General features: G+C 62.8%; 24 protein-coding genes. 9 read left to right on the forward strand and 15 right to left on the reverse strand.

Annotated features, from left to right (window positions below):
• Window positions 1-6: 6 nt before the first annotated feature.
• Complete coding sequence (locus tag ACFOJ9_RS23870) at window positions 7-1,299, reverse strand: IS4 family transposase (RefSeq protein ID WP_378979481.1); 1,293 nt, start codon at window positions 1,297-1,299, stop codon at window positions 7-9.
• Between the two features lie 232 nt (window positions 1,300-1,531).
• Window positions 1,532-2,401 (reverse strand): LysR family transcriptional regulator, encoded by an 870-nt coding sequence (locus tag ACFOJ9_RS23875; RefSeq protein WP_378981911.1) that lies wholly within the window; start codon window positions 2,399-2,401, stop codon window positions 1,532-1,534.
• A gap of 93 nt (window positions 2,402-2,494) precedes the next feature.
• Here ACFOJ9_RS23875 and ACFOJ9_RS23880 point away from each other — a divergent pair, with 93 nt between their 5' ends.
• On the forward strand, window positions 2,495-3,094 hold the full coding sequence (locus tag ACFOJ9_RS23880) for a LysE family translocator (RefSeq protein WP_378981913.1): 600 nt from the start codon (window positions 2,495-2,497) through the stop codon (window positions 3,092-3,094).
• Between the two features lie 228 nt (window positions 3,095-3,322).
• Here the strand turns inward: ACFOJ9_RS23880 and ACFOJ9_RS23885 are convergent, their stop codons facing one another.
• A complete protein-coding gene (locus ACFOJ9_RS23885; protein ID WP_378981915.1) occupies window positions 3,323-4,117 on the reverse strand; it encodes an SDR family NAD(P)-dependent oxidoreductase in 795 nt (264 codons plus the stop codon).
• Window positions 4,118-4,335: 218 nt separating this feature from the next.
• On the opposite strand from ACFOJ9_RS23885, the gene ACFOJ9_RS23890 reads away from it, so the two are divergent.
• A complete protein-coding gene (locus tag ACFOJ9_RS23890) occupies window positions 4,336-4,794 on the forward strand; it encodes a MarR family winged helix-turn-helix transcriptional regulator (protein ID WP_378981917.1) in 459 nt (152 codons plus the stop codon).
• Between the two features lie 25 nt (window positions 4,795-4,819).
• On the opposite strand, the gene ACFOJ9_RS23895 is transcribed toward ACFOJ9_RS23890, so the two are convergent.
• The gene (locus ACFOJ9_RS23895) at window positions 4,820-5,998 is read right to left on the reverse strand and encodes an MFS transporter (RefSeq protein WP_378981919.1); all 1,179 of its coding nucleotides are present in this window, start codon (window positions 5,996-5,998) and stop codon (window positions 4,820-4,822) included.
• A 207-nt stretch (window positions 5,999-6,205) separates the two neighbouring features.
• Here ACFOJ9_RS23895 and ACFOJ9_RS23900 point away from each other — a divergent pair, with 207 nt between their 5' ends.
• From ACFOJ9_RS23900 to ACFOJ9_RS23925, 6 genes are all read left to right on the forward strand, one after another.
• A complete protein-coding gene (locus ACFOJ9_RS23900) occupies window positions 6,206-6,562 on the forward strand; it encodes an ArsR/SmtB family transcription factor (protein ID WP_378981921.1) in 357 nt (118 codons plus the stop codon).
• A 270-nt stretch (window positions 6,563-6,832) separates the two neighbouring features.
• Window positions 6,833-7,591: a metallophosphoesterase family protein gene (locus ACFOJ9_RS23905; RefSeq protein WP_378981923.1), complete on the forward strand. Its 759-nt coding sequence runs from the start codon at window positions 6,833-6,835 to the stop codon at window positions 7,589-7,591.
• Window positions 7,592-7,806: 215 nt separating this feature from the next.
• Complete coding sequence (locus ACFOJ9_RS23910; protein WP_378981925.1) at window positions 7,807-8,730, forward strand: SH3 domain-containing protein; 924 nt, start codon at window positions 7,807-7,809, stop codon at window positions 8,728-8,730.
• Between the two features lie 362 nt (window positions 8,731-9,092).
• On the forward strand, window positions 9,093-12,590 hold the full coding sequence (carB, locus tag ACFOJ9_RS23915) for a carbamoyl-phosphate synthase large subunit (protein WP_378981927.1): 3,498 nt from the start codon (window positions 9,093-9,095) through the stop codon (window positions 12,588-12,590).
• A gap of 311 nt (window positions 12,591-12,901) precedes the next feature.
• On the forward strand, window positions 12,902-13,762 hold the full coding sequence (locus ACFOJ9_RS23920; protein ID WP_378981929.1) for a hypothetical protein: 861 nt from the start codon (window positions 12,902-12,904) through the stop codon (window positions 13,760-13,762).
• Window positions 13,744-14,421, forward strand: a complete 678-nt coding sequence (locus tag ACFOJ9_RS23925; protein WP_378988010.1) for a P-loop ATPase, Sll1717 family — start codon at window positions 13,744-13,746, stop codon at window positions 14,419-14,421. Before ACFOJ9_RS23920 ends, ACFOJ9_RS23925 begins: the two co-directional genes overlap by 19 nt.
• Window positions 14,422-14,599: 178 nt before the next feature.
• Here ACFOJ9_RS23925 and ACFOJ9_RS23930 read toward each other — a convergent pair whose 3' ends face one another.
• The 5 genes from ACFOJ9_RS23930 to ACFOJ9_RS23950 form a co-directional block, all read right to left on the reverse strand.
• Window positions 14,600-14,962, reverse strand: coding sequence for a Rid family hydrolase (locus ACFOJ9_RS23930; RefSeq protein ID WP_378988014.1), 363 nt, complete (start codon window positions 14,960-14,962; stop codon window positions 14,600-14,602).
• Window positions 14,963-15,204: 242 nt separating this feature from the next.
• Complete coding sequence (locus tag ACFOJ9_RS23935) at window positions 15,205-16,380, reverse strand: FAD-dependent monooxygenase (protein WP_378981931.1); 1,176 nt, start codon at window positions 16,378-16,380, stop codon at window positions 15,205-15,207.
• Between the two features lie 203 nt (window positions 16,381-16,583).
• A complete protein-coding gene (locus ACFOJ9_RS23940; protein ID WP_378981933.1) occupies window positions 16,584-16,976 on the reverse strand; it encodes a RidA family protein in 393 nt (130 codons plus the stop codon).
• A 77-nt stretch (window positions 16,977-17,053) separates the two neighbouring features.
• On the reverse strand, window positions 17,054-17,515 hold the full coding sequence (locus ACFOJ9_RS23945) for a DUF6644 family protein (RefSeq protein WP_378981935.1): 462 nt from the start codon (window positions 17,513-17,515) through the stop codon (window positions 17,054-17,056).
• Complete coding sequence (locus ACFOJ9_RS23950; protein ID WP_378981937.1) at window positions 17,516-17,899, reverse strand: DUF6152 family protein; 384 nt, start codon at window positions 17,897-17,899, stop codon at window positions 17,516-17,518. It abuts the gene before it with no gap.
• Window positions 17,900-18,120: 221 nt separating this feature from the next.
• Between ACFOJ9_RS23950 and ACFOJ9_RS23955 the strand changes: the two genes are divergently transcribed.
• Window positions 18,121-18,441 (forward strand): DUF1476 domain-containing protein, encoded by a 321-nt coding sequence (locus ACFOJ9_RS23955; protein WP_378981939.1) that lies wholly within the window; start codon window positions 18,121-18,123, stop codon window positions 18,439-18,441.
• 7 nt (window positions 18,442-18,448) lie between these two features.
• On the opposite strand, the gene ACFOJ9_RS23960 is transcribed toward ACFOJ9_RS23955, so the two are convergent.
• The 6 genes from ACFOJ9_RS23960 to ACFOJ9_RS23985 all read right to left on the reverse strand — a co-directional run bounded on the left by ACFOJ9_RS23960 (window position 18,449) and on the right by ACFOJ9_RS23985 (window position 23,155).
• Window positions 18,449-18,913, reverse strand: a complete 465-nt coding sequence (locus ACFOJ9_RS23960; protein ID WP_378981941.1) for a cupin domain-containing protein — start codon at window positions 18,911-18,913, stop codon at window positions 18,449-18,451.
• Between the two features lie 355 nt (window positions 18,914-19,268).
• Window positions 19,269-19,817 carry a DUF4142 domain-containing protein gene (locus ACFOJ9_RS23965; protein ID WP_378981943.1) on the reverse strand — a complete coding sequence of 183 codons (549 nt, stop codon included), beginning with the start codon at window positions 19,815-19,817 and terminating at the stop codon, window positions 19,269-19,271.
• Window positions 19,818-19,889: 72 nt separating this feature from the next.
• Entirely contained in the window at window positions 19,890-20,633 is a 744-nt protein-coding gene (locus ACFOJ9_RS23970; RefSeq protein WP_378981945.1) for a DUF899 family protein, read from the reverse strand.
• A 139-nt stretch (window positions 20,634-20,772) separates the two neighbouring features.
• Window positions 20,773-21,213: a lysozyme inhibitor LprI family protein gene (locus tag ACFOJ9_RS23975; RefSeq protein WP_378981947.1), complete on the reverse strand. Its 441-nt coding sequence runs from the start codon at window positions 21,211-21,213 to the stop codon at window positions 20,773-20,775.
• A gap of 147 nt (window positions 21,214-21,360) precedes the next feature.
• Window positions 21,361-22,185, reverse strand: coding sequence for a carbohydrate ABC transporter permease (locus ACFOJ9_RS23980; protein WP_378981949.1), 825 nt, complete (start codon window positions 22,183-22,185; stop codon window positions 21,361-21,363).
• Window position 22,186: 1 nt separating this feature from the next.
• On the reverse strand, window positions 22,187-23,155 hold the full coding sequence (locus tag ACFOJ9_RS23985; protein ID WP_378981951.1) for a carbohydrate ABC transporter permease: 969 nt from the start codon (window positions 23,153-23,155) through the stop codon (window positions 22,187-22,189).
• Between the last annotated feature and the right edge of the window lie 41 nt (window positions 23,156-23,196).

Genomic DNA, 23,196 nt, shown 5'->3' on the forward strand with positions numbered 1-23,196 from the left:
CGGAGGCTAGGGCATATACACATCTCGCAAGGCCCAACCATCGGCACAGGCACGGAAGTAGGCCAAGCCGTTGTAGAAGGTGATAGGGCCTGGTGGCCTTGAGGAGGCATAACCGTTCCAGCCGCCGAGCCTTGCGATGATCCAGGCCGCCCATGCGAGTGAGTTTTTGGGGTAGGGATTGGATTGCAGCCGCGTCTTGCCCTTGAAGCGTGTCTCGATCGCCGAGAGCGTATCGATCTCGTTGGACGTGAAGGCGAGGCTCGCCTGTTGATCGCCTTGGCCATTGCGGGCCTGCACGAGCTGCATGACGATGATGGCGGCCTTGGCGGCGATGGCGACGAGCTTTTCCAAGCGCGCGGCCGATTGCAGCTGGCTGTCTTCGATCTTCAAGCCTTGGCTCTTCATCACCCGGAAGAACTGCTCGATGACCCAGCGCTGCTTGTACCAGTCGACGATCTGCCAGGCCTGGGAGGGTGTGGCCACCGCATGGGTGGTCAGCAGCAGCCAGTGAAGCGGCTCCACGTCGGCGGGCGCAGCCGTCTCGATGACTTCGACCCAGCGCAGCGTCACGCCTTTGGGCAGGTTGGCCTCGCGCAGGTTGCCCGGCCGCCGGATCGTGGCTTCGCCAAAGCGCAAGCAAAGCTCGGCTCGACGCGCCGGGCGGTCGGCCCGTTCGCGCAGCTCGATCACCTGGGTGTCACTGAACGCCACCTCCTGCACGGCACGGCGCAGCGTTGTGCCCGAAAGCAGTGCGCGGTCATGCATGACGCGTGTCAGCACGTGGAAAGAGCCATCCGGCACACGCGCCCACATCATATAAAAGTCACTCTCACGATCGGCGATGAAAGTGACCATACGGGCCCGGGCCAGCACTGGCTTGGCCGCTTGCGCGGTTTCGACCCAGCGGCACGATTCCTTCTCGCTCAACGAGCGATCAGCGTGCGGTGGCAGCTCTTCATCGCCCCGTGTCCAAACCCGCCCGCCCACAAGACCAAGGCAAGAACCGCGCTCGGCATCAAGGGCGAGCATCGGATGCAGCAGCATGCCCCAGCAATTGCCCTTCTTGATCCTGCCAAGATCGCGCCGGTTGTCCTGCGTCGTTGGGAATCTGATCTCGCTGGTGTCTTGCAGCGCCAAAACATGCCGGCCGTCCACTGCAACCCGCGTCGGTTGGCTCCAGCCTTCAATCACCCGCTCGACCGTCACCGCATCATTGCCGAGAAAGCGCCCATAGCGGATCTCCTCGGAATGGTTGCCGCCAGAAAGCTGGCGCAAGCACACCGTTTCGCGCAGCACCATGCCTTGGAGCAGCGACGCCCCCCTTTATCGAGGCGGCGATCTCCAAACAAACCTAATGACCACGACGGGCACGACATCGGCGACAATCCTTGCAAATCAGACCGTCGCAGAAAAAATCATACCTCAGGCATTCGCGGAATCCGACCCAGCCAAGGCGAGTCAATCCGCCGCACCGAGATATGTATATGCCCTAGCCGATCGACGGGGGAGAGGAACCCAAGTTCTGCCTGGTTCAAGCCGCCTGCGGCCGCCGCGCTAGACCATCGCGGATATACCGCGCGAATTCCTGTGCCGCCGGCCCTACCCCATGCCTGGGCAAATGTAGGTTGATGGCAAAATTCGGCAGCGGCGGCAGCCCGGACTCCGATGGCAGTATGTCGAGATCGGCCGGCACGGTGGAGGCCAGCCAGGTGGTGACGGCGAGGTCGGAACGCACCGTCGCCGTCGTCGCGTCGATGTTGCCGTTTTCGAACACCGTGCGCCATTCCAGCCCATGTTCGCTGAGCGCCGCCAGCACCGCCGGGCGGAAGGCACAGGTGTCGGCGACGATCGAGACCGGCAACGGCCGCTTGGCGCGGGCAACGCCGCCCTTGGCGCCGACCCAGACCAGCCGGTCGATGGCAAGGCATTCGCCCACCGACGGGCCGACGCGTTCCTCGATCACCGCAAGGTCGATGGTCCCGGCCGCAAGGGCAGCAGTCAGTTCCGGCGACGAGGCGCAGACCAGCGATATCTCGACCTGCGGATAGGTCTCGGCATAGGTCTTCAGCACCGGCGCCAACAAGGTGCCGACAAGGTCGTAAGGCACGCCGAGCCGCACCTGGCCGGCCACCGGTGTCTCAGCCATTTCGGCCCAGATTTCGTCATTGAGGCCTAACAGCCGCTTGCCCTTGCCGAACAGCTGTTCGCCGGCGCGCGTCAACCGCAAGCCGCGCCGGTCGCGCTCGAACAGGCTGGAACCGAGCGCCTCCTCCAGCCGCTTGACCTGCTGGCTGACAGCACCCTGCGTCAGGTGCAGCGCGTTGGCGGCCGCCGTCATGCTGGCCTTGTCGGCGACGGTGACGAAGGTGCGGATCAGCGCCATGTCAAGATTTCGGATCATGGCTAGCATTTTAGATGCTAATGTTTAGCATAGCAAACATTGCATTTACTGATGCCAATCGGAGCCTACCATGGAGCCTCCAGAAGGACGCCCATGCTAGAGCCCATCATCCCGCTCATCCTGTTTGCCATCGTTGCCACCACGACGCCCGGCATCGCCACGACCCTGTCGACGGCGTCCGGCGCGCAGTTCGGCTTTCGCCGTTCCGTGCCTTTGCTGGTCGGCAGCGCCGCCGGCCTCGCCACCGTGACGGGCGCCGCCGCGGCCGGGCTTGCCGGCCTGCTGCTTGCCGTGCCCTCGCTGCAGCTGGTGATGAAGATAGCCGGCTCGCTCTATCTCTTCTGGCTGGCGATCAAGATCGGCCGTAGCGGGCCGCCCAATCTGGATGTGAGCATGGCCAGGCCGAACAGCTTTCTCGGCGGCGCCGGCATTCAATGGATGAACCCGAAGGGCTGGGCGATGGGGTTGGGCGCGGCGGCCTCGTTCGCGGCATTGGCCAGCGGGCCGATGCAACTCGCGCTGCTGCTCGGCGCCATCTTCGGCCTCGCCGCTGCCGCCTCGCTGTCGCTGTGGTGCGTGGCCGGCATGCTGCTCGCCCGGCTGCTCAAGACCGAATGGCAATGGCGCGCGCTCAACATCGTGCTGGGGCTGATGCTGGCCGCCTCGATCATCCCGATGTGGCGGTCGGCATAGACGGCCACGGAATTGGGAAGAAGACGCCAAGTCCTGCAAGGTCAGCGCAGCACCCCCACCCGGACCTTCGGTCCGACCTCCCCACAAGGGGGAGGTGGGAGCGTGCCTTTTCCAAGCCTCAAAGAGGGTGGCGCGCCTTCACCCTCTCCCTTGTGGGGAGGGTCGCGAACGAAGTGAGCGGGGTGGGGGTACTTGTTCGCGAAGCGAACCAGCCTTCCTAATTCCGACTCAAGCCGCGTAGCGTGCCGCTGGCTTGTCGGCGTGCAGGCTGCCGTAGAAGGCTTGCCGGGCGCCGAGGAAAGTCTCCAGCTTGGCGGCGTCGGCAAGTCCCGGCACGGTGACGGCTTCGCCCCTGGCAAGGCCGACAAGTGCGGCATCGACCAGATCGTCGGCCGTCATGATGATTTCCTTCGGAAGCTGGTCGATATCGCCGCCGGCAATTTCCCAGAAATCCGTCCGGGTCGCGCCGGGCAGCACCACCTGCACCTTTACCTCGGTATCAGCGACTTCGCGCTGCAAGGCCTCGGTGAAGTTGACGACATAGGCCTTGGTGCCGCTGTAGATGCCGCCGAACGAGGTGTCGAAGGCGAGCACCGAGGCGATGTTGACGACGGCGCCGCGGTTGCGCGCCAAAAACCCCGGCAGCACGGCGCGGGTCAGGCGCGTCAAGGCGATGACATTGACCTTGATCATGCGCTCCGCCGCATCGGCGTCGGCCGTCGCCACCACCTGCGCACCGCCAATGCCGGCATTGTTGACCAGCAGCGTCACGCTGTCGTCGGCTGATATTGTCTGCTCGACGCGGCGGACGTCATTGTCGTCGGCGAGATCGGCGCTGATCACGCGGACCTTATGGCTGTAAGCGCGACGCAGCTTCTCGGCCAGTTCCTCGAGCCGGTCGGCGCGCCGCGCCACCAGCACCAGATCGTAGCCCTGCCCTGCCAGCCGGTCCGCATAGACCGCGCCGATGCCTGCCGAAGCACCGGTGACGACCGCCGTGCCCTTGTTGCTCTGTCCACTCATTGTCCTGTTCCTTCTTCGACTGATTTGCTTCGTTTTCGACTGGCCGCCGGCACCGTGGGCAATCGCCCTCGCACTGCCGGCAAAGCCATTTGATCTTATTTAGTGGCATATACCACTAATCGTGAAATAGGCATATGCCACTATCTTGTCAATGATTGGAGCGGGGATTATTTGAGAGGCAGCGGCCGGGCATCATTCGCCGACGCCAAGGACCCATCATGTCAAAGGACAACACCCTGCCCGGCCTCACGCTCTGCAACAACGCCGCGCTGCGCCGTGCGGCGCGCAAGCTCGGCCAGTTGTATGATGATGTGCTGCAGCCTTCGGGCCTGAAGGCCACGCAGCAGGGCCTGCTCTACCAGATCCATATCGGCGACGAACCGGCAATGAGCGCCATCGCCGCGTCGCTGATCATGGACCTGTCGGCGCTCGGTCATACGCTGAAGCCGCTGATCCGCGACGGCTATGTCGAGACCTTCGCCGACCCGGACGATCGCCGCATCAAGCGCGTACGGCTGACGCCGCAAGGCTTGGTGAAGCTCAACGAAGCGATGAAGCTATGGCATGTCGCCCAGCAGCGTTTGGAGGATGTCGTCGGCAAGGAACAGGCGGAATGGCTGCGCGCGGCGCTGGATGACATCGCCGCGCTGGATTTTGATCTACCGCCGGCCAACTGAGCCGGCCGACGGATTTATGAAGGGTCTACTCGGCAGGCATCTCTACAGGCCGAGCCGCCCAGCGGCCGGCCACCACGATGCCAAGCCCGATGATCGGGAAGATCGCGGCGACCAGGCCGAGATCGGCCGGCGCGCCGTAGCGCAGCACCGCACCACCGACCACGGCGCCCAGCGCGACGCCGAGATAGAGCGCCGAGGCGTTGAGCGACAGCACGATCGGGGCGGCATCGGGCGCCAGCTTGATGATGCGGCTGGCCTGCGCCGGTGGGAACGCCCAGCCGACGATACCCCACGGCACCATCATCGCCATCAGCGCCGGCCCGGCAATATGGTGCGGCAGGAAGGCCGGGATGACCGACAGCAAGACCAGCATGCCGGCACTCAGCGCCAGCGACCAGCCGACGGTGCGGGTCGCGCCGAACCGGTCGGCAGCCTGGCCGCCGCCAATGTTGCCGATGACGGCGCCGACGCCGAAGGCGAGCAGCATGCCGGGCAGCGCGATCTGGCTGAGACCGCCGCCCTCGATGGCGAGCGGCGCGACATAGGCAAAGACGGTGAAAGCGCCGATCAGCGCCAGCACTGTCGTCAAAAGGATCGGCATCACGCCGGGACGCAGCGCGGCCGCCAGCCTGCGCTTCAAGGGCAGCCTGGTGCCAACGATGCCCTGCGGCAGCCGGTACCACAGGATCGCGCCTGCAAGCGCGCCAAGGCCGGCGATGGCAAAAAAGGTGCCGCGCCAGCCGGCAACGGTGGCAACGAGCGCGCCCAGCGGCGCACCGAGGGCAACGGCCACCGTGGTGCCGCCGACGACTACGGCGATGGCACGCGCCCGGTGATGGTCATCGACCAGCGCCACCGCCGTGCCCTGCGCGGTCGCCGCGAACAGGCCCGACGACAGCGCCATGACGATGCGCGCGATCAACAGCAGCTCGAAGGAGGAGCTCAAGGCGGCGGCGATGTTGCCGAGCACGAAGAACACCAGCGTCCACAGGATGACGCGGCGCCGGTCCCATTCGCCGGTCAGCGTCGCCAGGATCGGCGTGCCGACCGCATAGGCAAGCGCGAAGGCGGTGATCAGCGTGCCGGCCAGCGGAATGGAAATGCCGGCGTCCGCCGCGATGTCGGGCAGAAGGCTGGAGATGACGAAGCCTTCGGTCGAGATCGTGAACGATCCGAGCGCAAGCCAGTAGAGGCGCTTGTCCATGGAGCGGTGTCCTTAGTTCAAGAGTTATTGAACAATTGGACATAACAGGGCATCATGTCAATGAAGCCAGCGGAAAATAGTTGAACCCTCCTGACAGCCCTGTGTCAGCACGGTCGGTTGGCATGGCCGCGAACGGAGAAACGGTGTATACGGGCACAGAAGGACAGATGCGTTGAAATCGGCCCCGACTGTGCTTAGTTTCGAGCCATGACCTTGCCACACCCCAATACGGACCAGATCAGTCTGCCGATCGTGCTCGGCGTGCTCGGCGACCCGACGCGGCTCGCCATCGTGCGCTATCTCGCCAGCAAGCAAGGCGTGCCGCTGAACTGCAGCCAGTTCCTCAATTTCGGCTCGAAGACCAATCTGAGTTACCACCTGGCCAAACTGCGCGAGGCCGGCGTCACCCGCGCCGAAGTGGCCGGCACCAACCGCATGATCTCGCTGCGCCGCGCCGACCTCGACGCCCGCTTCCCCGGCCTGCTCGACAGCGTCATCGCCGCCGCCGGAGACGATCCCGCACTGCCGGCGGTCGGCAGCCACGATATCGAAGTGCACGCCTGACCCTTTTCCTCTCCCTCGCGAAGCGGGGGAGAGGTGGCCGCGCAGCGGCCGGAGTGGGGGGCTGCACGATGCTGGGGTCTTCTTCTAGATGCTGGGGTCTTCTTCTAAATGCTGGGGTCTTCTTCTAAATGCTGAGTGGCAGCGCCAAGCCCCCTCTTCGTCTTGGCTTCGCCGAGCCACCTCCCCCACTCCCGTGGGGGCGAGGAACCCAAGTCCTGCTAGCGTCGCCCTTCCAACCAGACATTCGTCAACCCACGGAGCCTTCCCCCAATGCGCATCGCCGTCCTCGCCGATATCCATGGCAACGTCCTGGCGCTGGACGCCGTTCTGGAGGATCTGCGCCTGCGCGGCAGTGCTGATCTGACCGTCAATCTCGGCGACAGCGTTTCCGGCCCGCTATGGCCGCGCGAAACGATGGAACGGCTGGAGGCGCTCAACCTGCCGACGGTGCGCGGCAACCACGACCGCCGCGTCGCCGCCGATCCGGCCGACGAGACCATGTGGGCCTCCGATGTCTATGCGCAGGAGCGGCTGACCGAGGCACAGCGCCAGGTGCTTTTCGCCCAGCCGCTGACGCTGGAGATCGCGCCGGGCGTCACCGCCTTCCATGCCCGCCCCGACCATGACGAAAAATATCTGCTCGATACGATCGTCAATGGCCAGCTGGTGCGCGCGCCGCTGGCAGCGATCCGGCGCCGGCTGAAGGCGCTCGACCCCGCCTGCCGCATCGCGCTGTGCGGCCACAGCCACCGCGCGGAACTGATCCGCGTCCCCGATGGTCCCGTCATCTTCAATCCGGGCAGCATCGGCTGCCCCGCTTATGACGATCCGACGCCGCCGGCACATGTCTCCGAGCAGGGCTCGCCGCATGCCCGCTACGGCATCGTCACCTTGGGTGGCGCGGGCCAGCCCGACCGCTTCGAAGCCATCGCCGTCGACTACAACCATGAGGCAGCGGCGCGCCAGGCTGAACAGGCGGGCCGGCCGGAATGGGCTCGCGCGCTCGGGACTGGGTTCATATCTGGCTGAACGCATCGCGTTCATGTCCGGCTGAACGCTCTTGCGTTCATGCCGCCCGGCTGAACTGGCCCACAGTCTGGCGGGCCGGGCTGGCACAGGTGAATCGGCAGCCGAATTTTCGGGCTTACATGGCGGCGCGTCGTCCCTTATAAAACCGGCCGGGCACGCGGCGGGCTCGATCCGCCGCGGCATGGTGTCTCTAGGTATCAGCGCACGGCCAAACGATGAGGCGCACAGTTACGCTCCGAACAACCCTGCATGCGCTGATTGCCGCTCCGCTGCTGATGGCGGCATGGCCGGCCATTGCTCCCACTATGGCCCAAGAGGCGCCGGATCTCGTCATTTCCATCGTGACCGGCCTGGCGCCGGACGATCTTCTCAATCTCCGCACCACCGCATCGCCGATCGCCAAGGTCGAGACTCGCCTGACCGGCGGCGAAAGGGTCACCAATCTCGGCTGCAACGACATCAACGGCTACAAATGGTGCAAGGTCGAGAGCACGGGCAAGGAGAAGCTGAGCGGATGGGCGCCGGCGCGCTACCTCATCCCCCTCAATCCGGCCCCCTATGTCGAAGGCGAGACAAGACCTGCCGATGCACCGGTGGCTGCCTCCACGGGTAGTGGCAATGAGGCCGAGCAGGCCTCGGCGCAGGACCAGACGCAGACCACCGGCTCAGCCAACAGCGCGGTGGCCGCCGGCGCGGATACCCCGAGCCAGGCGCCAGTCGCCCCACCCGACCTGACGGCGCGGCTTGGCGGCGCCGGTCCGGCAGCCGAAAGCACGCCGAAATCCGCCGCCGAAATCGGCCGCGCCGCCATGCAGGATGCCTACCGCCTCGCACTGGCGGCGACGGACGCCCCGCCCGCTTCCGCCCCCGGCGCCAGCGAGATTCCTTGCGCTCGCTATGTCGGCGAGCCGATGACGCGTTGCGAGGTCAGTGTCATGCGCAAGGGCAGCGACAGCGTAGACGTCACGGTCACCTGGCCCGATGGCGGCACGCGCGTTATTTCCTTCCGCGGCGGCCAGCCGGCTGGCTCGGATGCGGACGGCAATTTCCGCTTCACTCGGGAGGGCAGACTCAACATGATCCGCGTCGGCGAGGCCGAGCGCTTCGAGATTACGGACGCCGTCGCGCTTGGGGAGTAGGCTCTCCTTTGACGCCAGCGGGACAGCGCCCCCCTCTGTCCTGCCGGACATCTCCCCCTCAAGTGGGGAGATTGGCAGCTTCAACTTCACAGCTTTTTCTCTAACGTCGAAAATTGGCGAAAACGGTCGCGACGTCCGATCTCCCCCCTTGAGGGGGAGATGCCCGGCAGGGCAGAGGGGGGCGCCAAGGGATGAGGCGCTTGTTTGGGGCCGCCCACAACAACCCTCATTTTCGGGGTTACATCAGTCAAAACTCTTCCCTATAAGGCCCTCCTAGCCTGATACCAGAATCGCGAGCACAACCGGCCGGGTCTTCCCGTCCCGGTTTTTTGTGCAAGCCGCCCGCCGAACGGACCTATGACATGCCAAGACGCACCGACATCAAGTCGATCCTGATCATCGGGGCCGGCCCCATCGTCATAGGCCAGGCCTGCGAGTTCGACTATTCCGGCACCCAGGCCTGCAAGGCGCTGAAGGAAGAGGGGTTCCGCGTCATCCTGGTCAATTCCAACCCGGCCACCATCATGACCGACCCGGAACTGGCCGACGCCACCTATATCGAGCCGATCACGCCTGAAGTCGTGGCCAAGATCATCGCCAAGGAGCGGCCCGACGCGCTTCTGCCGACCATGGGCGGCCAGACCGCGCTCAACACCGCACTGTCGCTGCGCCGCATGGGCGTGCTCGAGCGCTACAATGTCGAGATGATCGGCGCCGACGCCACGGCCATCGACAAGGCCGAGGACCGGGCGCTGTTTCGCGAGGCGATGCACAAGATCGGCCTGGAAACGCCGAAGTCGATGCTGGCCAACGCCACCGACGTCAAGAACACCGACCGCAAGACGCACGAGGCCGAGCGCGCCGCTGTGAAGGCCGAGGCCCCGGCCGATCTCGATGCCGCGCTCGACGCGCTGGAAACCCGCTGGAACCTCGGCGAAGGCGATCGCAAGCAGCGCTACATCAGCCATGGCATGGCGATCGCCGCCCAGGCGCTCGACCATGTCGGCCTGCCCGCCATCATCCGCCCGTCCTTCACCATGGGCGGCACCGGCGGCGGCATCGCCTACAACCGTGCCGAATTCTACGAGATCGTCCAGTCCGGCCTCGACGCCTCGCCGACCACCGAAGTGCTGATCGAGGAAAGCGTGCTCGGCTGGAAGGAGTATGAGATGGAGGTGGTTCGCGACAGAGCGGACAATTGCATCATCATCTGCTCGATCGAGAACATCGACCCGATGGGCGTGCATACCGGCGATTCGATCACCGTCGCCCCGGCGCTGACCTTGACCGACAAGGAATACCAGATGATGCGCAACGCCTCGATCGCGGTGCTGCGCGAGATCGGCGTCGAGACCGGCGGCTCCAACGTGCAGTTCGCCGTCAACCCGGCCGATGGCCGTCTGGTCGTCATCGAGATGAACCCGCGCGTCTCGCGCTCGTCGGCTCTGGCCTCCAAGGCGACCGGTTTCCCCATCGCCAAGATCGCCGCCAAGCTCGCCGTCGGCTACACGTTGGACGAGCTGGAGAACGACATCACCGGCGGCGCGACACCCGCCTCCTTTGAGCCGTCGATCGACTATGTCGTCACCAAGATCCCGCGCTTCGCCTTCGAGAAATTCCCCGGCGCCGAGCCGGTGCTGACCACCGCCATGAAGTCGGTCGGCGAAGTGATGGCCATCGGCCGCACTTTTCAGGAATCGCTGCAGAAGGCGCTGCGTGGACTGGAGACCGGCCTGACGGGTCTGGATGAGATCGAGATTCCCGGCCTCGGCTACGGTGCCGCCAACCACGCCGACGACCGCAACGCCATCCGCGCCGCACTGGGCACGCCGACGCCCGACCGGCTGCGCATGGTGGCGCAGGCGATCCGCATGGGCACCTCGCTCGAAGACGTGCACGCCATGTGCAAGATCGACCCGTGGTTCCTCGAACAGATCGCCGGCATCGTCGCCATGGAAGCCCGCATCCGCGAGCACGGTATCCCTGAGGACGCCGTCAACCTGCGCATGCTGAAGGCGATGGGTTTCTCCGATGCGCGCCTCGCGTCGCTGACGAAGACCGACGCCGAAGTGATTGCGAAGACTCGTGAAAAGCTCGACGTTCATCCAGTTTATAAACGCATCGACACCTGCGCCGCCGAGTTCGCCTCGCCGACCGCGTACATGTACTCGACCTACGAGGTGCCGTTCGCCGGCGCGCTGGCCAACGAGGCGCAGGTGTCGTCGCGGAAAAAGGTCGTCATCCTCGGCGGCGGGCCGAACCGCATCGGCCAGGGCATCGAGTTCGACTATTGCTGCTGCCATGCCGCCTTCGCGCTGCGCGACGCCGGCTATGAAGCGATCATGATCAACTGCAACCCCGAAACCGTCTCGACCGACTACGACACCTCCGACCGGCTCTATTTCGAGCCGCTGACGGCCGAAGACGTATTGGAGATCCTGCGCGCCGAACAGGCCTCGGGTGAGCTGGTCGGCGTCATCGTCCAATTCGGCGGCCAGACGCCGCTGAAGCTGGCGGATGCGCTGGAGAAGGCCGGCATCCCGATCCTCGGCACCTCGCCCGACATGATCGATCTCGCCGAAGACCGCGACCGCTTCCAGAAGCTGCTGCACAAGCTCGGCCTAAGCCAGCCGAAGAACGGCATCGCCTATTCGGTCGAGCAGGCCCGCCTCGTTGCCGGCGAGCTCGGTTTCCCGCTGGTGGTGCGCCCCTCCTATGTGCTCGGCGGCCGCGCCATGCAGATCATCCATGACGAGAGCATGCTGCAGAGCTATTTGCTCGACACCGTGCCCGGCCTGGTGCCGGAGGACATCAAGCAGAAATACCCCAACGACAAGACCGGCCAGATCAACACGCTCTTGGGCAAGAACCCGCTGCTGTTCGACACCTATCTCTCGGGCGCCATCGAGGTCGATGTCGACTGCCTCTGTGACGGCAAGGCAACCTTCGTCTCCGGCATATTGGAACACATCGAGGAAGCCGGCATCCATTCGGGTGACAGCGCCTGCTCGCTGCCCGTGCACTCGCTGCCTTCGGAGTTGGTCGACGAGCTGGAGCGCCAGACGGCCGCACTTGCCCGCGCGCTCAATGTCGGCGGGTTGATGAACGTGCAGTATGCGATCAAGGACGGCACGGTCTACGTGCTGGAGGTCAACCCGCGCGCGTCGCGCACCGTGCCCTTCGTCGCCAAGACCATCGGCCGTCCGATCGCGAAAATCGCCGCCCGCATCATGGCCGGCGAGACGCTGGAAGACGCCTTCGCCCATTACGGCCCGATGCCCGACCCGCGCAATCCCGGCCACATCGCGGTCAAGGAAGCCGTCTTCCCCTTCGCCCGCTTCCCCGGCGTCGACATCCTGCTCGGCCCGGAAATGCGCTCGACAGGCGAGGTCATGGGCCTCGACCGCGATTTTGCCCTGGCCTTCGCCAAGAGCCAGCTCGGCGCCGGCGTCGACCTGCCACGCTCCGGCACGCTGTTCGTCTCGGTGCGCGACGAGGACAAGAAAGGCATATTGCCGGCCGTCAAGCGCCTCGCCGGCCTCGGCTTCAAGGTGCTGGCAACATCAGGCACCGCCCGCTTCCTCGCCGAAAACGGCGTGGTGGCGGAAAAGATCAACAAAGTGCTGGAAGGCCGCCCCCACATCGAGGACGCGATCCGCAACCGCCAGGTGCAGATCGTCTTCAACACCACGGACGGCCAGAAGGCGGTGTCGGATTCGAAGTCGCTCCGCCGCGCCACGCTGATGCAGAAGGTGCCGTACTACACGACGCTGTCTGGTGCGGCGGCCGTGGCGGAGGCGATCGCGGCGCTGAAGGCGGGGAGCCTGGAGGTCAGGCCGCTGCAGGAGTATTTTGCTTAAGCGATTGCGAAACCGTTGACGATAGCGCCCTTCTTCCCATCCCTATACGGGGAGAAGGTGCCGGGAGGCAGATGAGGGGCAGCGCCGACTTTGGAGGTTGGACGTCCATTCATTAAACTGTGAAACAAACCAGAATCCTGACGTTGAGGTCGCGAGCCACCACGCCCCTGCAGACCCGGCACCGCACTCGGGCAATCAACCGGAGGTGCCGAAATGCACAGCATATCAAGGCTGTGCATAAAACTCAGTCTTTAACTGGACATCGACCGACAAATTGCTGCAAGCTATTTCTTTGGGGGGCGAATTTCACCATGGCAACAATTTACCCGACTTTCGGAGACATACGAGTTGGAGAACCGGACGCCAATGTTGAGTACTATAATGCTATTAGAGCCCAAAGAAATCCAATATTCTTAGACGCTTTCTTTGCGATCCCAAACTTTCCTATCGAGCAATTTCTCTCTGGAGAGAAATTCCTTATATACGGGCAAAAGGGAACGGGAAAAACGGCCGCTATTCGCTACCTTGAAAATCGCCTTAAAAATGAGTTTACTACTCATTTCCTCGTGTTTCGCCGGTCATTTCTTGAGGAAAGCGACCTTCAAGCTTTTTCAACCATCCCGTTGATGCTTGATGAAGCAAAAGTTGAAAGACTTAAGCATTTCCACCACGCAATAAAAAGAATTTTGATTTTTATACTTATAAAACAGACGTTCGCTAACTCAACTAATTACGAAGACGACCGACCTGGCGCCGATGTAACTTGGATAGAAAAAATCAAAAACTCCACAATTGGAGATCTTATCTCTGTTGGATTTGATTCTATCACTGCCATCTTTAATTCAGCCGGGGTCAACCTTGAAAAAGCGACTGCCGGGGTAGCTCTGCTGGACGCAGGGAAATTACTTAAAAGGAATAATGATGACCTTTTGAACTTCCTCGTGCGGAGGGCGAAGCGCTTAAAAATAAGATCCTGCATCTTCGTCGACGAGATTCATTTTGCCTACAGGTCGGAAGAAGCACTGCAACAAGATGCCATGTTGGTTCGAGACTGTATTTTGGCAATGCACAGCTTGAATGATAGATTTACCGAAGAGAGACTAGACCTTAGAATATATTCCGCCTCAGATCTGAATACCTCGAGCATCCAATTATTTCATCTGCCGACGTAAATCACTCTGTTGAATCGGTGGGATATAACCTTAGTTGGTCTTCCTTCCCTCAAAACCGTGACCATCCGTTATTTCATTTTATTCACGAAAGATTTAGACTATCTGTACAATCTCATTTTTCAATGGGAGTTTTTTTTCGTATCTATATGGGAAATATAGATCCAGAAGAATTCCTAACAAGAACATGGGCAAAACCTCGCGATTTTGTAAGATTTTTCAAATGCGCGAGAGAGTTGTACTCGCAAAGATCGAAACTAACCGGCTCTGAGATAAACGCCATTTGGAGAACCTATGCTCAGATGTCATGGAACGAGATAAAGTCGTCAGCAAGCCCCTTTATGAACTCTCAGTCAATAGCTGAAATGGAAAATATATTCAGAAAAATCGTTCCAAACATAATAGATAAGCATACGACATATAGCTACAAAACTTTCTTGGAAGTTTTGAAACCAATATATACGATTGCTAGAGGGAGTATTGCTGAATTCTATAGCTTAGAGCATTTTATAGAGCTTATATATATACTCGGCATATTTGGAACGATGCGGGATGACGCATCTGGCCAAGCAATCGTTCAAACTTACCATAGAGGCAACAGAAGTTTTCACAGAGATGGGCGCGTCTTGATCCACCCGACAGTTCTAAAGGCCTTTGGCTAGAGCGACCGGCTCTCCTTGAGTTCATTTTGCATTAAAAGTCTAGGCTAAGTTGGCAACTTAAGGACGCCGTGTTGCGCGTGTCAGTCTCAAGACGCTGACGGCGAGCAGGTGGCACAATCTCATGCTCCGAACTTTCGAAAATAACAGAGCCTTCGACAGTCGGAAAAGTGATGCCTCCTCACGCCACCGCCACACACTCAATCTCGATATCGAACTCCATCGGCCACGATGCCACCGGCACGAAACTCCGCGCCGGCGGGTTCACGCTGAAATACCGGGCATACACCCTGTTTATCGCGTTGTAGAAGCCGGAATTGACGGCGTAGATGCGCACCATCACCACGTTTTCCAGCGAGGTGCCTGCCGCTTCCAGGCAGTGTTTCAGCGCCTTCAGCGATGCGTCTGTCTGGGTTTCGATGTCGCCGCGAACCATCTCGCCGGTCACCATGTCGACCGGCGGCGTCGCCGAGACGAACACGAAGCCGTTGGCCTTCACCGCTGTCGAGCAAGGCAGGCCGAGCGCCCGCACCTTGTCCGACATGACCGGCACTTCGATGACTTCTTTTTCATGGTAATTCTCCCCAGGTTTGCGAACGAGCTTATCCCGGCGCTGGTGGAACGCCAGCGCCGACGCATGGTCCAGGGCCGCTCGGCTCAAGCCACCGCCACACACTCGATCTCGATATCGAACTCCATCGGCCACGACGCCACCGGCACAAAACTGCGCGCCCGCGGGTTCACGCTGAAATACGTCGCATAGACGCGATTGAATGGAAGGGGCGATTAGAGCGCCGCGGCGGCGGCCTCAGCTTCGGCTTCGGCGTCGTAATTCCAGACCCAGGCGCGTTCCTGCGGCTGAGCGTCAAGCTTGCGGTCGCGGCTATGCAAGTCGCCGCTGGAGGCGTCATAGCGAGCACCACTCACGCGCGACATGCGCTGGACACCGGCAGTCCGCTCGCGTCGCAACTGCTCGTAAATCAGCAGCGCCCGTGGAGCCGACTTGCGGTCTGCGTGGCTCAGCACGGTCGCCAAGGCAACGGCGTCCTCGATCGCCTGATTGGCTCCTTGCCCGATGTGCGGCAGCATCGGGTGGGCGGCGTCCCCCAGCAGGGTCAGGCGCCCGCGCGTCCAGGCTGCGAGCGGCTCGCGATCGAACAGGCCCCAGCGAAACGTCGCTTTCACCTGGGCAATAATCGTCTCGACCATCGGGTCCCAGCCGGCGAACTCCCGGGCAAGGGCGGCGGGATCACCCCGCGCCGACCATGACTCCTTCATCGGTTCATCGGTCGTGACAAAGCCGACATAGTTGATGAGCAGGCCGGCGCGCACCGGAAAGACGAGAAAATGCCTGCCTGCACCGAGCCAGTTGCGCATCGCGCCTGGCGGCCATGAGACGCTCGCCGCCGAGATGACCCCTCGATAGGCGACTGATCCCGAATAGAGCGGGGCGGACGGGGCGACTACGAACTGCTGAAGGGTTGAATGGATGCCGTCAGCCGCGATCACGACGTCGGCCGTGGTGCGCGCACCATTGGCGAAAGTGATGACGGCCTGCTCATCATCCTGTTCGAAGCCGATGCATCTGTGGCCAGCCTTCACAATGTCGGCAGGTAGCCGGTCGACGAACATTGCCAGCAAATCGGCGCGGTGCATGCCGTAGAACTCGATTTGGCTGGCAAGCTCTGGGGGCCACATCGCCGCGGCATAGGATCCATCGAAGCGACGAAACTGTGGGTCGATCCATCTGGCCCCCGAGCGGATCAGCTCGTCACCGAGGCCGAGCCGACGAAGCATCCGGACACCGTTCGGTTGGATCGCGACGCCGGCGCCGACCTCGGTCAGGGCTGCCGCCTGCTCGTAGAGACGAACGTCCATGCCTCGCTGAAGCAGGGCATTAGCAGTGGCGGCGCCGCCAATGCCGCCGCCAACGACCGCCACGCGTAGTGGGCTCGTGCTCATTGCTCCGGCTCCTCGAGCAATTGTCAGTCCCCATGGCGCGTGCAGGCACCGGGACCGCCCGTGAGTGTGGGCAGCCTAACACGGCGCACAGCGCAGGCAACCGGCTGCCGCGTTGAAAGGTGTCGCAGACCAAAAACGCCGATATTGATACGAACCCGACCCAGCCTTGGGAGAAGCCAGCCTTGGGAGAAGGAAGACCCAGCTCACGCCACCGCCACACACTCGATCTCGATATCGAACTCCATCGGCCATGACGCCACCGGCACGAAGGTCCGCGATGGCGGATTTTCGGGAAAGTGCCGGGCGTAGACACGGTTGATGGCGTTGTAGAAGCCGGAATTGACGGCGTAGATGCGCACCATCACCACATTGTCCAGCGAAGTGCCGGCGGCTTCCAGGCAATGGTTCAGCGCCTTCAGCGACGCTTCGGTCTGCGTTTCGATGTCGCCCTTGACCAGTCTGCCGGTCAAGATATCGAGCGGCGGCGTGCCGGACACGAAGACCAGCCCCGCGGCTCTGGTCACCAGCGACAGCGGCACGCCCAGCGCACGCACGGCCGCCGACAGCACCGGCACTTCGATGATTTCCTTCTTCATGGCAAATCTCCCTCTCCTGCATTTGCAGGGAGCTTATCCGTCCGCCTTGGGAAGGCCAGTGCCGAGGCACGATTTGGCTACAGAAAACCGATGAACCGTCCGGCGAAAAGCACGGAAATCCACAGCAGCATCGAGAGCACGGCCAGAGCGGTCCCGCCTGCCGGCTCGTCGCCGCCTGTTGCGCGGCGAAAGCGCATGAAGGCGAGGAAGTTGACGCCGGCGAGAAGGATAAGTGCCATCTTGGCGACGAAAATCGGCATCGCCGCATAGGTGCTGGCCTTGACCGAGAACAGCAGCGAGCCTGTGACAAGCGCACCCGCGAACGCACTTAATGCAACGCGGCGCAGCAGCGCGACGAACGCCGCGTACGGCAGCGAACGGAAGGCGCCGCAGATCCTGAGGTCCATGAGAACGACGCTGGTCAGCAGCGCGCCGATCGACAGGATGTGGAGCGCATTGACGATGGGGTAGGCAATGAAAGAGCCCTTCAGCCACCGCGCCAACGCAAGGTGCTCGATGCCGGCGAGGAGCTCGGCCATTTACGCAGGTGGCACGCGGTCGGGATAGACATCATATGTCTTGCCGCCGACGATGACGCGGACCGCTTTCATGCGCTTTTCAGTCTCGTCGACCGAGCGGTTGCCGATCGCGGTCACCTCGTCGCCAACTTTGGCAACCTCCTCCGTGAAGCCGGCGGCGATCGTGCGGGACGGCGGCGCCATCTCCACCCGCCAGGCCTCTCCCTCCGCGTCGACATCCAGTGTGGCGTGCGGATTGCCGATATAGATGGCCGTGATCTTGCCCCTGAGTTCGAAAAACCCGTCCTGCGTCCACGACCAGCCGTGATGGGCATAGGCCGCGCTGCCGGCGGCAAGGATCACGGCCGCCGTCAGCGCCACGCCGCGAATTCCGTTGAACTGCATCGCTCGTCTCCTCGGTTCGTCCAGCAGGCAATCGAGATTAGGACACCGCGCGGCAACGTCAAATCACATCGGTCGAAAGACCGGGAACCGCCAAGCGCCCGCTCAATCACCGGCATGAACGATCCGGCCTTGCTAATGACATCCATGCGCGCCACTCTCGCCTCTCCGGCCCGCTCTTCCCCCAGGCTGAAGACCGGACTTACACCGAAACGAGGCAAACCATGAGCAGCATGAGAGACCGTCAGGAAGGCTTCGAAAAGAAGTTTGCGATGGACGAGGAAACCAAGTTCAGGGCCATGGCGCGCCGTAACAAGCTTCTCGGCCTGTGGGCCGCCGAACAGCTCGGCAAATCCGGTGCTGACGCCGACGCCTATGCGAAGGAAGTCGTGCACGCCGACTTCGAAGAAGCAGGCGACAACGACGTGTTCCGCAAGGTCCGCGCCGATTTCGACGCGGCAGGCATCGCCCAGTCGGATGCTCAGATACGCACCGCCATGGAAGATCTGCTGGTGACCGCGGTCGAGCAGATCAGGACGACCTGAGCATCGCTCAGCCTTGACCCGGATAGGGCGTGCCGTCCTTGTGCAGGAAGCGCCCGTCGGAACTCGGGCTCATCATGTCGATGTCGGAGCACGTGATGACATCGTCCGGGTTGCGCGAGCCGACCTCCAGATAGAGCGCCATCGTGGCGGACCGGTTGATCAGATGATGGCCATTGCCGCTGTTCTTGGCGAAGGTCGCACAGTCGCCGGCCCTGAGCAGCGTCTCGCCGCCATCCTCGACCAGCGTTAGTTCGCCTTCCAGCACAGTGACGAACTCGTCCTCATGGCTGTGCCAATGGCGCTGGCTGGACCAGCCGCCTGATGGCAATGTCATCAGATTGACGCCGAAATCGGTGAGGCCGCCGGCATCGCCCAGGCGGCGGCGCGTGCGGGAGGCGCAGGGGGCATCGAAAGGCGCGGGGTAGCCGGAGCCCTGGCGAACGGGCACGGCGGACAGGTCGATCTTGGGCATGGGATGCTTCCTTGGATGGATGCTCGCAGTGTAATACATGGTGGGCGCGGGCACAGAGCCAGCTTGCGGTGTTTGGTTTGCCAAGGGGTCGCAAACACTGGAGACTAGCAAAAACGCCCCCGACTTCGTCATCCTAGGGCGAAGCAGCCGCGAAGCGGCGTCGCGGAGACACCTAGGATCCATGCCGCGACATCAATCTAGGCCGCAACGGAGCGGAATTCCGCACCGTAGCAGCGCTCCAAGGTTCCGGCATGGATCCTAGGGTCTGCGCCGCGTCGCTTCGCTCCTTGCTCCGCCCTAGGATGACGAAGCGATGGCGGTGTGCATTCGAACGGCCAACCTCACCATCGAACCCCTAATGCGCCGCCGCCACATCCTTCAAACGCTTCTCATGCGTCTTCAGCGTCTCCAGCGTCTTCTTGGCGAACTCCTTCAGCGCCGGGTCGTCGCCCGACTGTGCATAGGTGGAAAACAGCGCCACCGCCTGCTTGTGCGCCTCGGTCTGCAACATGATGTATTTGGCCTGGAAGGCCTCGCCATCCAGCGCCTTGAGCTGGTCCAGCATCGCCTGGTCCTTCGGCAGCAGCGGCGGGCCCTCCGGCGTCACCGACGCCGTGGTCTGGCTCCTTTCCAGCGCTGCCTTGAAATCCTGGCCGGCCCTGGTGTGGTCCTTGACCATCAGCGCAGCAAAATCGTTCACGTCGGCGGCGACCCCCTTGGTCTCGGCCAGCTTGCTGCTGTCAATCTCGAAACGGTTGGCGCTGACCAGCGTCCTCGAGAACATCTCGGTGTCGACCTTGCTGTCCGACACCGACGGCAGGTCGGCAGGCGCCGCCTGCTGGGCGAAGGCCGAGGGCGCGCCGGCCAATAGGGCCAGCGTGGCAATGGCGAGATGGGGTCTCATCTGAACTCTCCGTGTTGGGTCCTCGAAGGCCCAACGCGGCAGATGCGGTGAGGTTGCGCTTCGCCCGGCCCCTCAGTGGCAACAAGCCTCCCCATACTGCAGCTGCTCGTTCCAGCTCGGCCGGCCTTCCGGCGTGAAATCCATCAGGTTCCACAGCGTCTCGCAGGTGCCGAGGCCACGGGGGTCCTGGCCGGGTTCCGTTGGCGCGAAATCCAGTTCCGACGACCAGAAATGTCGGATGCCGTCGGCATCGCGACGGAACACCGACAGCAGCGGCATCTGCGCGCCGTCGGCATCCTCGGCATTGTAGTCGCGCTTGAAGCTGTTGGAAGCCGAAGACACCAGCCGCATGTTGCGCCAGCCCCTGTCACGACCAAGCGTGACCAGGTTTTCGAGCGCGGTCTTGCCCACCACAGCGAAATTGAAGCCGGCCGCCTCGAGATGGCCGACCGCGCCGTCGAACTGGTCGAGCAGCGCCGTGCAGGACGGGCATGGCTGATCCCGTCGGGCGAGTTTCGCCGTGCCGCCGCTGGTCGCCACATCGCGCTTCTCCTGCGGGTGGCGCGGAAACATCATGTTGTAGAGGACGAGCGAGTCCTTGCCGGGCGCGAACAGCTCCGACAGTTTTATCTTCGCGGGCTTGCCCTGGGCATCCAGCCCGTCGAATTCATAGTCCTGGCGGATCAGCCCGCCCGGCGGCAGCGCGCGCCGTGCCTCGGCGACCTCTTCCATGACGCGGCGCAGCTCGATTTCCTTGCGCAGCAGTTTTTCGCGCGCGGTGCGGTACTTCGCGGATTCATTGGGAAAGGTGATCATGATCGGCTCCTTGGATCGCAGCGCCGGCGTCCCGGCGCGGTTGCTCTGCGACCCAAGGACGTTTGGCGACGATCGGTTCCGACATTTTTGCACGCGCGCGGCGATGTGGAGCTAAGCCTCCCGAAATGGGCGGACGTGCCTACTGCGCCGCCGGCACCGGGCAATTCGGATCGCCTTCCTTGCAATTGAGATAGCCCTGAAAATCCTTCAGCCGGTCGTCGGTAAGCGACGTCTGGCAATTGGCGACCACCATTGGGTAGATGGTGCCCGCCATGTCGATCGGGCCGCCCTGGAATTTGCATTCGGTATCGCGGAAGGCGACCCAGGCGCGCTGTGCATCGACCAGCAGCTTCTTCGACGCCGCATCGTCCTTCAGCCGGCCCTCGATCTGCTTGTAGGCGTCGTTGAGCTTCTTGTCGGCGGTGGTGAAATCCTTGCCCGCGCACTCGTTCATCGTGGTTTGGTCCTGCGCGTTGGCGCAATCGTCGGCAGCCCGCGCCACGCCGGCAAACAGCGGGGTGACCAGGATCGGGGTGGCAAGGATCAGGGTGGCAAGGCTGGAGAACAGAAGCCGCATCATGTTTCCTCCGGTTCTAGCAAGCCCCACGCAGGCGAAGCTTAGCAACCGGACGAGCGCAGGCAAGATGTTGCCTGCCGACTTGGTGGACAGTTTCTTTCCATTGCTCGAACGCGCCTCGCGCTACTCCTGGCATCGACGCGGCGGGCCTCACCCCTTGACCCCGCCGGCGGTGAGGCCGGAGACGATCTTGCGCTGGAAGATCAGGACCAGCACCACCAACGGCACCGTGACGATCACCGATGCGGCCATGATGTTGCCCCATGGGATCTCGAACTGCGAGTTGCCGGAGAGCAGCGCGATCGCCACCGGCACGGTCCGCTGTGCGTTGTTGGAGGTGAAGGTCAGGGCAAACAGGAACTCGTTCCACGCGCCGATGAAGGCCAGCAGCCCGGTGGTTGCCAGCGCCGGCCACATCAGCGGCAGGAAGACCCGGGTGATGATGATCCACGGCGTCGCGCCGTCGAGGATCGCCGCCTCCTCGACCTCGACCGGCAGGTCGCGGACGAAGGTGGTGAGCACCCAGACGGTGAACGGCAAGGTGAAGATCATGTAGGAGAAGATCAGCGCGAACAGCGAATTGTAGAGGCCGAACATACGGACCAGTTCGAACAGCCCGGCCAGCAGCGCCACCTGCGGGAACATCGACACCGACAGGATGGTGAACAGCAGGACCGAGCGGCCGCGAAATCGAATACGTGCCAGCGCATAGGCTGATGTGACGCCGAGCAACAGCGACAGCGCAACGACGGCGCCCGAGACGAACAGCGAGTTCGCGAGGTTGCGCACGAAGCTGCCCTCGGTCAGCACGTTCCGGTAGTTGGCGAGACTGATCGTCGTCGGCCACAGATCGGCCCGGAACAGATCGGTCCCCGATTTCAGGCTGGTGACGATGGCGTAGTAGAACGGGAACACCGCGATGAAGACGATTCCCCCGACCAGCAGGTAAAAGGCCGTGCGCTTCACGATCCACATGTCAGCGGCCTCCGTCCAGGCTTATCCGGCCGATCCGGATGGTGACGATGGTGAGCAGAGCGAGGATCAGGAAGAGCAAGGTCGAGGCGGCGGAGCCATAGGCGAACTTGTCGAACTCGAACAGGTTCTCGCGGGCGAACACCGACATCGACTTTGTGTGCACATTGTTGGGCGTCAGCACATAGATCAGGTCGAAGATGCGCAGTGCATCGAGCGCGCGGAAGATCACGGCAACCATCAGCGCGGGGCGGATGAGCGGCAAGGTCACCCGCCAGAAGATCTGCCACGGGTTGGCGCCGTCGAGCCTGGCGACCTCGATGATCTCCCCCGGCAGCATCTGCAGCGCGGCCAGGATGAGCAGCGTCATGAATGGTGTCGCCTTCCAGATATCGACGATGAGGACCGCCGCCATCGCCGTGTCGGCGTTGGCCGTCCAGGCGATCTTGGTGCTGATCAGGCCGAGGTTGAGCAACACGACATTGATGATGCCGAACTGGTCGTTGAGCATCCATTGCCACATCTTTGCCGAGACGATCGTCGGAATGGCCCAGGGGATCAGGATCGCTGCCCTGACGATGCCGCGGCCGGCGAACTTGGTATTGAGAACCAGGGCAACGATCATGCCCAGGATCGTCTCGCAGGTCACCGAAATCACCGTGAAACGAACCGTGTTCCAGACGGCACGCCACCAGACCGGGTCGACGAGCAACCCGTCATAGATGGCCCGGCCGCTCGGCATGTGCAGCACCGAGAAATAATTGGCGAAGCCGACCCATTGGCGCGCGTCGAGGTCGGCCAGCGAGGCGTCGGTGAAGCTGAAATAGACCGAGCGCAGAAGCGGCCAGCCGGCGGCCGCGGCGAGCACCAGAAGCATTGGCGCCAGGAAAAGCCACGCCGAGCGAACGCGCTGTGCCGTCAACGGCGAGTGCGCAGCCCTGGCTGTTTCACGTACCGGTTCCATTCTTGTCATCTCGCACCCGCTCGTTGCGGTCCCGCCAGGCGGATGCCCCG

It is taken from the genome of Mesorhizobium cantuariense, assembly GCF_042647205.1.
GTDB lineage: Bacteria > Pseudomonadota > Alphaproteobacteria > Rhizobiales > Rhizobiaceae > Mesorhizobium > Mesorhizobium cantuariense.

Bases quoted from the DNA above. Each gene is read 5' to 3' on its own strand.
- ACFOJ9_RS23935 (WP_378981931.1), bottom strand. From the start codon at position 16,380: ATGAGCACGAGCCCACTACGCGTGGCGGTCGTTGGCGGCGGCATTGGC.
- ACFOJ9_RS23960 (WP_378981941.1), bottom strand. From the start codon at position 18,913: ATGCCCAAGATCGACCTGTCCGCCGTGCCCGTTCGCCAGGGCTCCGGC.
- ACFOJ9_RS23950 (WP_378981937.1), bottom strand. From the start codon at position 17,899: ATGCAGTTCAACGGAATTCGCGGCGTGGCGCTGACGGCGGCCGTGATC.
- ACFOJ9_RS23880 (WP_378981913.1), top strand. From the start codon at position 2,495: ATGCTAGAGCCCATCATCCCGCTCATCCTGTTTGCCATCGTTGCCACC.
- ACFOJ9_RS23870 (WP_378979481.1), bottom strand. From the start codon at position 1,299: ATGGTGCTGCGCGAAACGGTGTGCTTGCGCCAGCTTTCTGGCGGCAAC.
- carB (WP_378981927.1), top strand. From the start codon at position 9,093: ATGCCAAGACGCACCGACATCAAGTCGATCCTGATCATCGGGGCCGGC.
- ACFOJ9_RS23905 (WP_378981923.1), top strand. From the start codon at position 6,833: ATGCGCATCGCCGTCCTCGCCGATATCCATGGCAACGTCCTGGCGCTG.
- ACFOJ9_RS23895 (WP_378981919.1), bottom strand. From the start codon at position 5,998: ATGGACAAGCGCCTCTACTGGCTTGCGCTCGGATCGTTCACGATCTCG.
- ACFOJ9_RS23885 (WP_378981915.1), bottom strand. From the start codon at position 4,117: ATGAGTGGACAGAGCAACAAGGGCACGGCGGTCGTCACCGGTGCTTCG.
- ACFOJ9_RS23955 (WP_378981939.1), top strand. From the start codon at position 18,121: ATGAGCAGCATGAGAGACCGTCAGGAAGGCTTCGAAAAGAAGTTTGCG.
- ACFOJ9_RS23975 (WP_378981947.1), bottom strand. From the start codon at position 21,213: ATGATGCGGCTTCTGTTCTCCAGCCTTGCCACCCTGATCCTTGCCACC.
- ACFOJ9_RS23890 (WP_378981917.1), top strand. From the start codon at position 4,336: ATGTCAAAGGACAACACCCTGCCCGGCCTCACGCTCTGCAACAACGCC.
- ACFOJ9_RS23945 (WP_378981935.1), bottom strand. From the start codon at position 17,515: ATGGCCGAGCTCCTCGCCGGCATCGAGCACCTTGCGTTGGCGCGGTGG.
- ACFOJ9_RS23940 (WP_378981933.1), bottom strand. From the start codon at position 16,976: ATGAAGAAGGAAATCATCGAAGTGCCGGTGCTGTCGGCGGCCGTGCGT.
- ACFOJ9_RS23900 (WP_378981921.1), top strand. From the start codon at position 6,206: ATGACCTTGCCACACCCCAATACGGACCAGATCAGTCTGCCGATCGTG.
- ACFOJ9_RS23970 (WP_378981945.1), bottom strand. From the start codon at position 20,633: ATGATCACCTTTCCCAATGAATCCGCGAAGTACCGCACCGCGCGCGAA.
- ACFOJ9_RS23965 (WP_378981943.1), bottom strand. From the start codon at position 19,817: ATGAGACCCCATCTCGCCATTGCCACGCTGGCCCTATTGGCCGGCGCG.
- ACFOJ9_RS23980 (WP_378981949.1), bottom strand. From the start codon at position 22,185: ATGTGGATCGTGAAGCGCACGGCCTTTTACCTGCTGGTCGGGGGAATC.
- ACFOJ9_RS23910 (WP_378981925.1), top strand. From the start codon at position 7,807: ATGAGGCGCACAGTTACGCTCCGAACAACCCTGCATGCGCTGATTGCC.
- ACFOJ9_RS23920 (WP_378981929.1), top strand. From the start codon at position 12,902: ATGGCAACAATTTACCCGACTTTCGGAGACATACGAGTTGGAGAACCG.
- ACFOJ9_RS23930 (WP_378988014.1), bottom strand. From the start codon at position 14,962: ATGTCGGACAAGGTGCGGGCGCTCGGCCTGCCTTGCTCGACAGCGGTG.
- ACFOJ9_RS23985 (WP_378981951.1), bottom strand. From the start codon at position 23,155: ATGACAAGAATGGAACCGGTACGTGAAACAGCCAGGGCTGCGCACTCG.
- ACFOJ9_RS23875 (WP_378981911.1), bottom strand. From the start codon at position 2,401: ATGATCCGAAATCTTGACATGGCGCTGATCCGCACCTTCGTCACCGTC.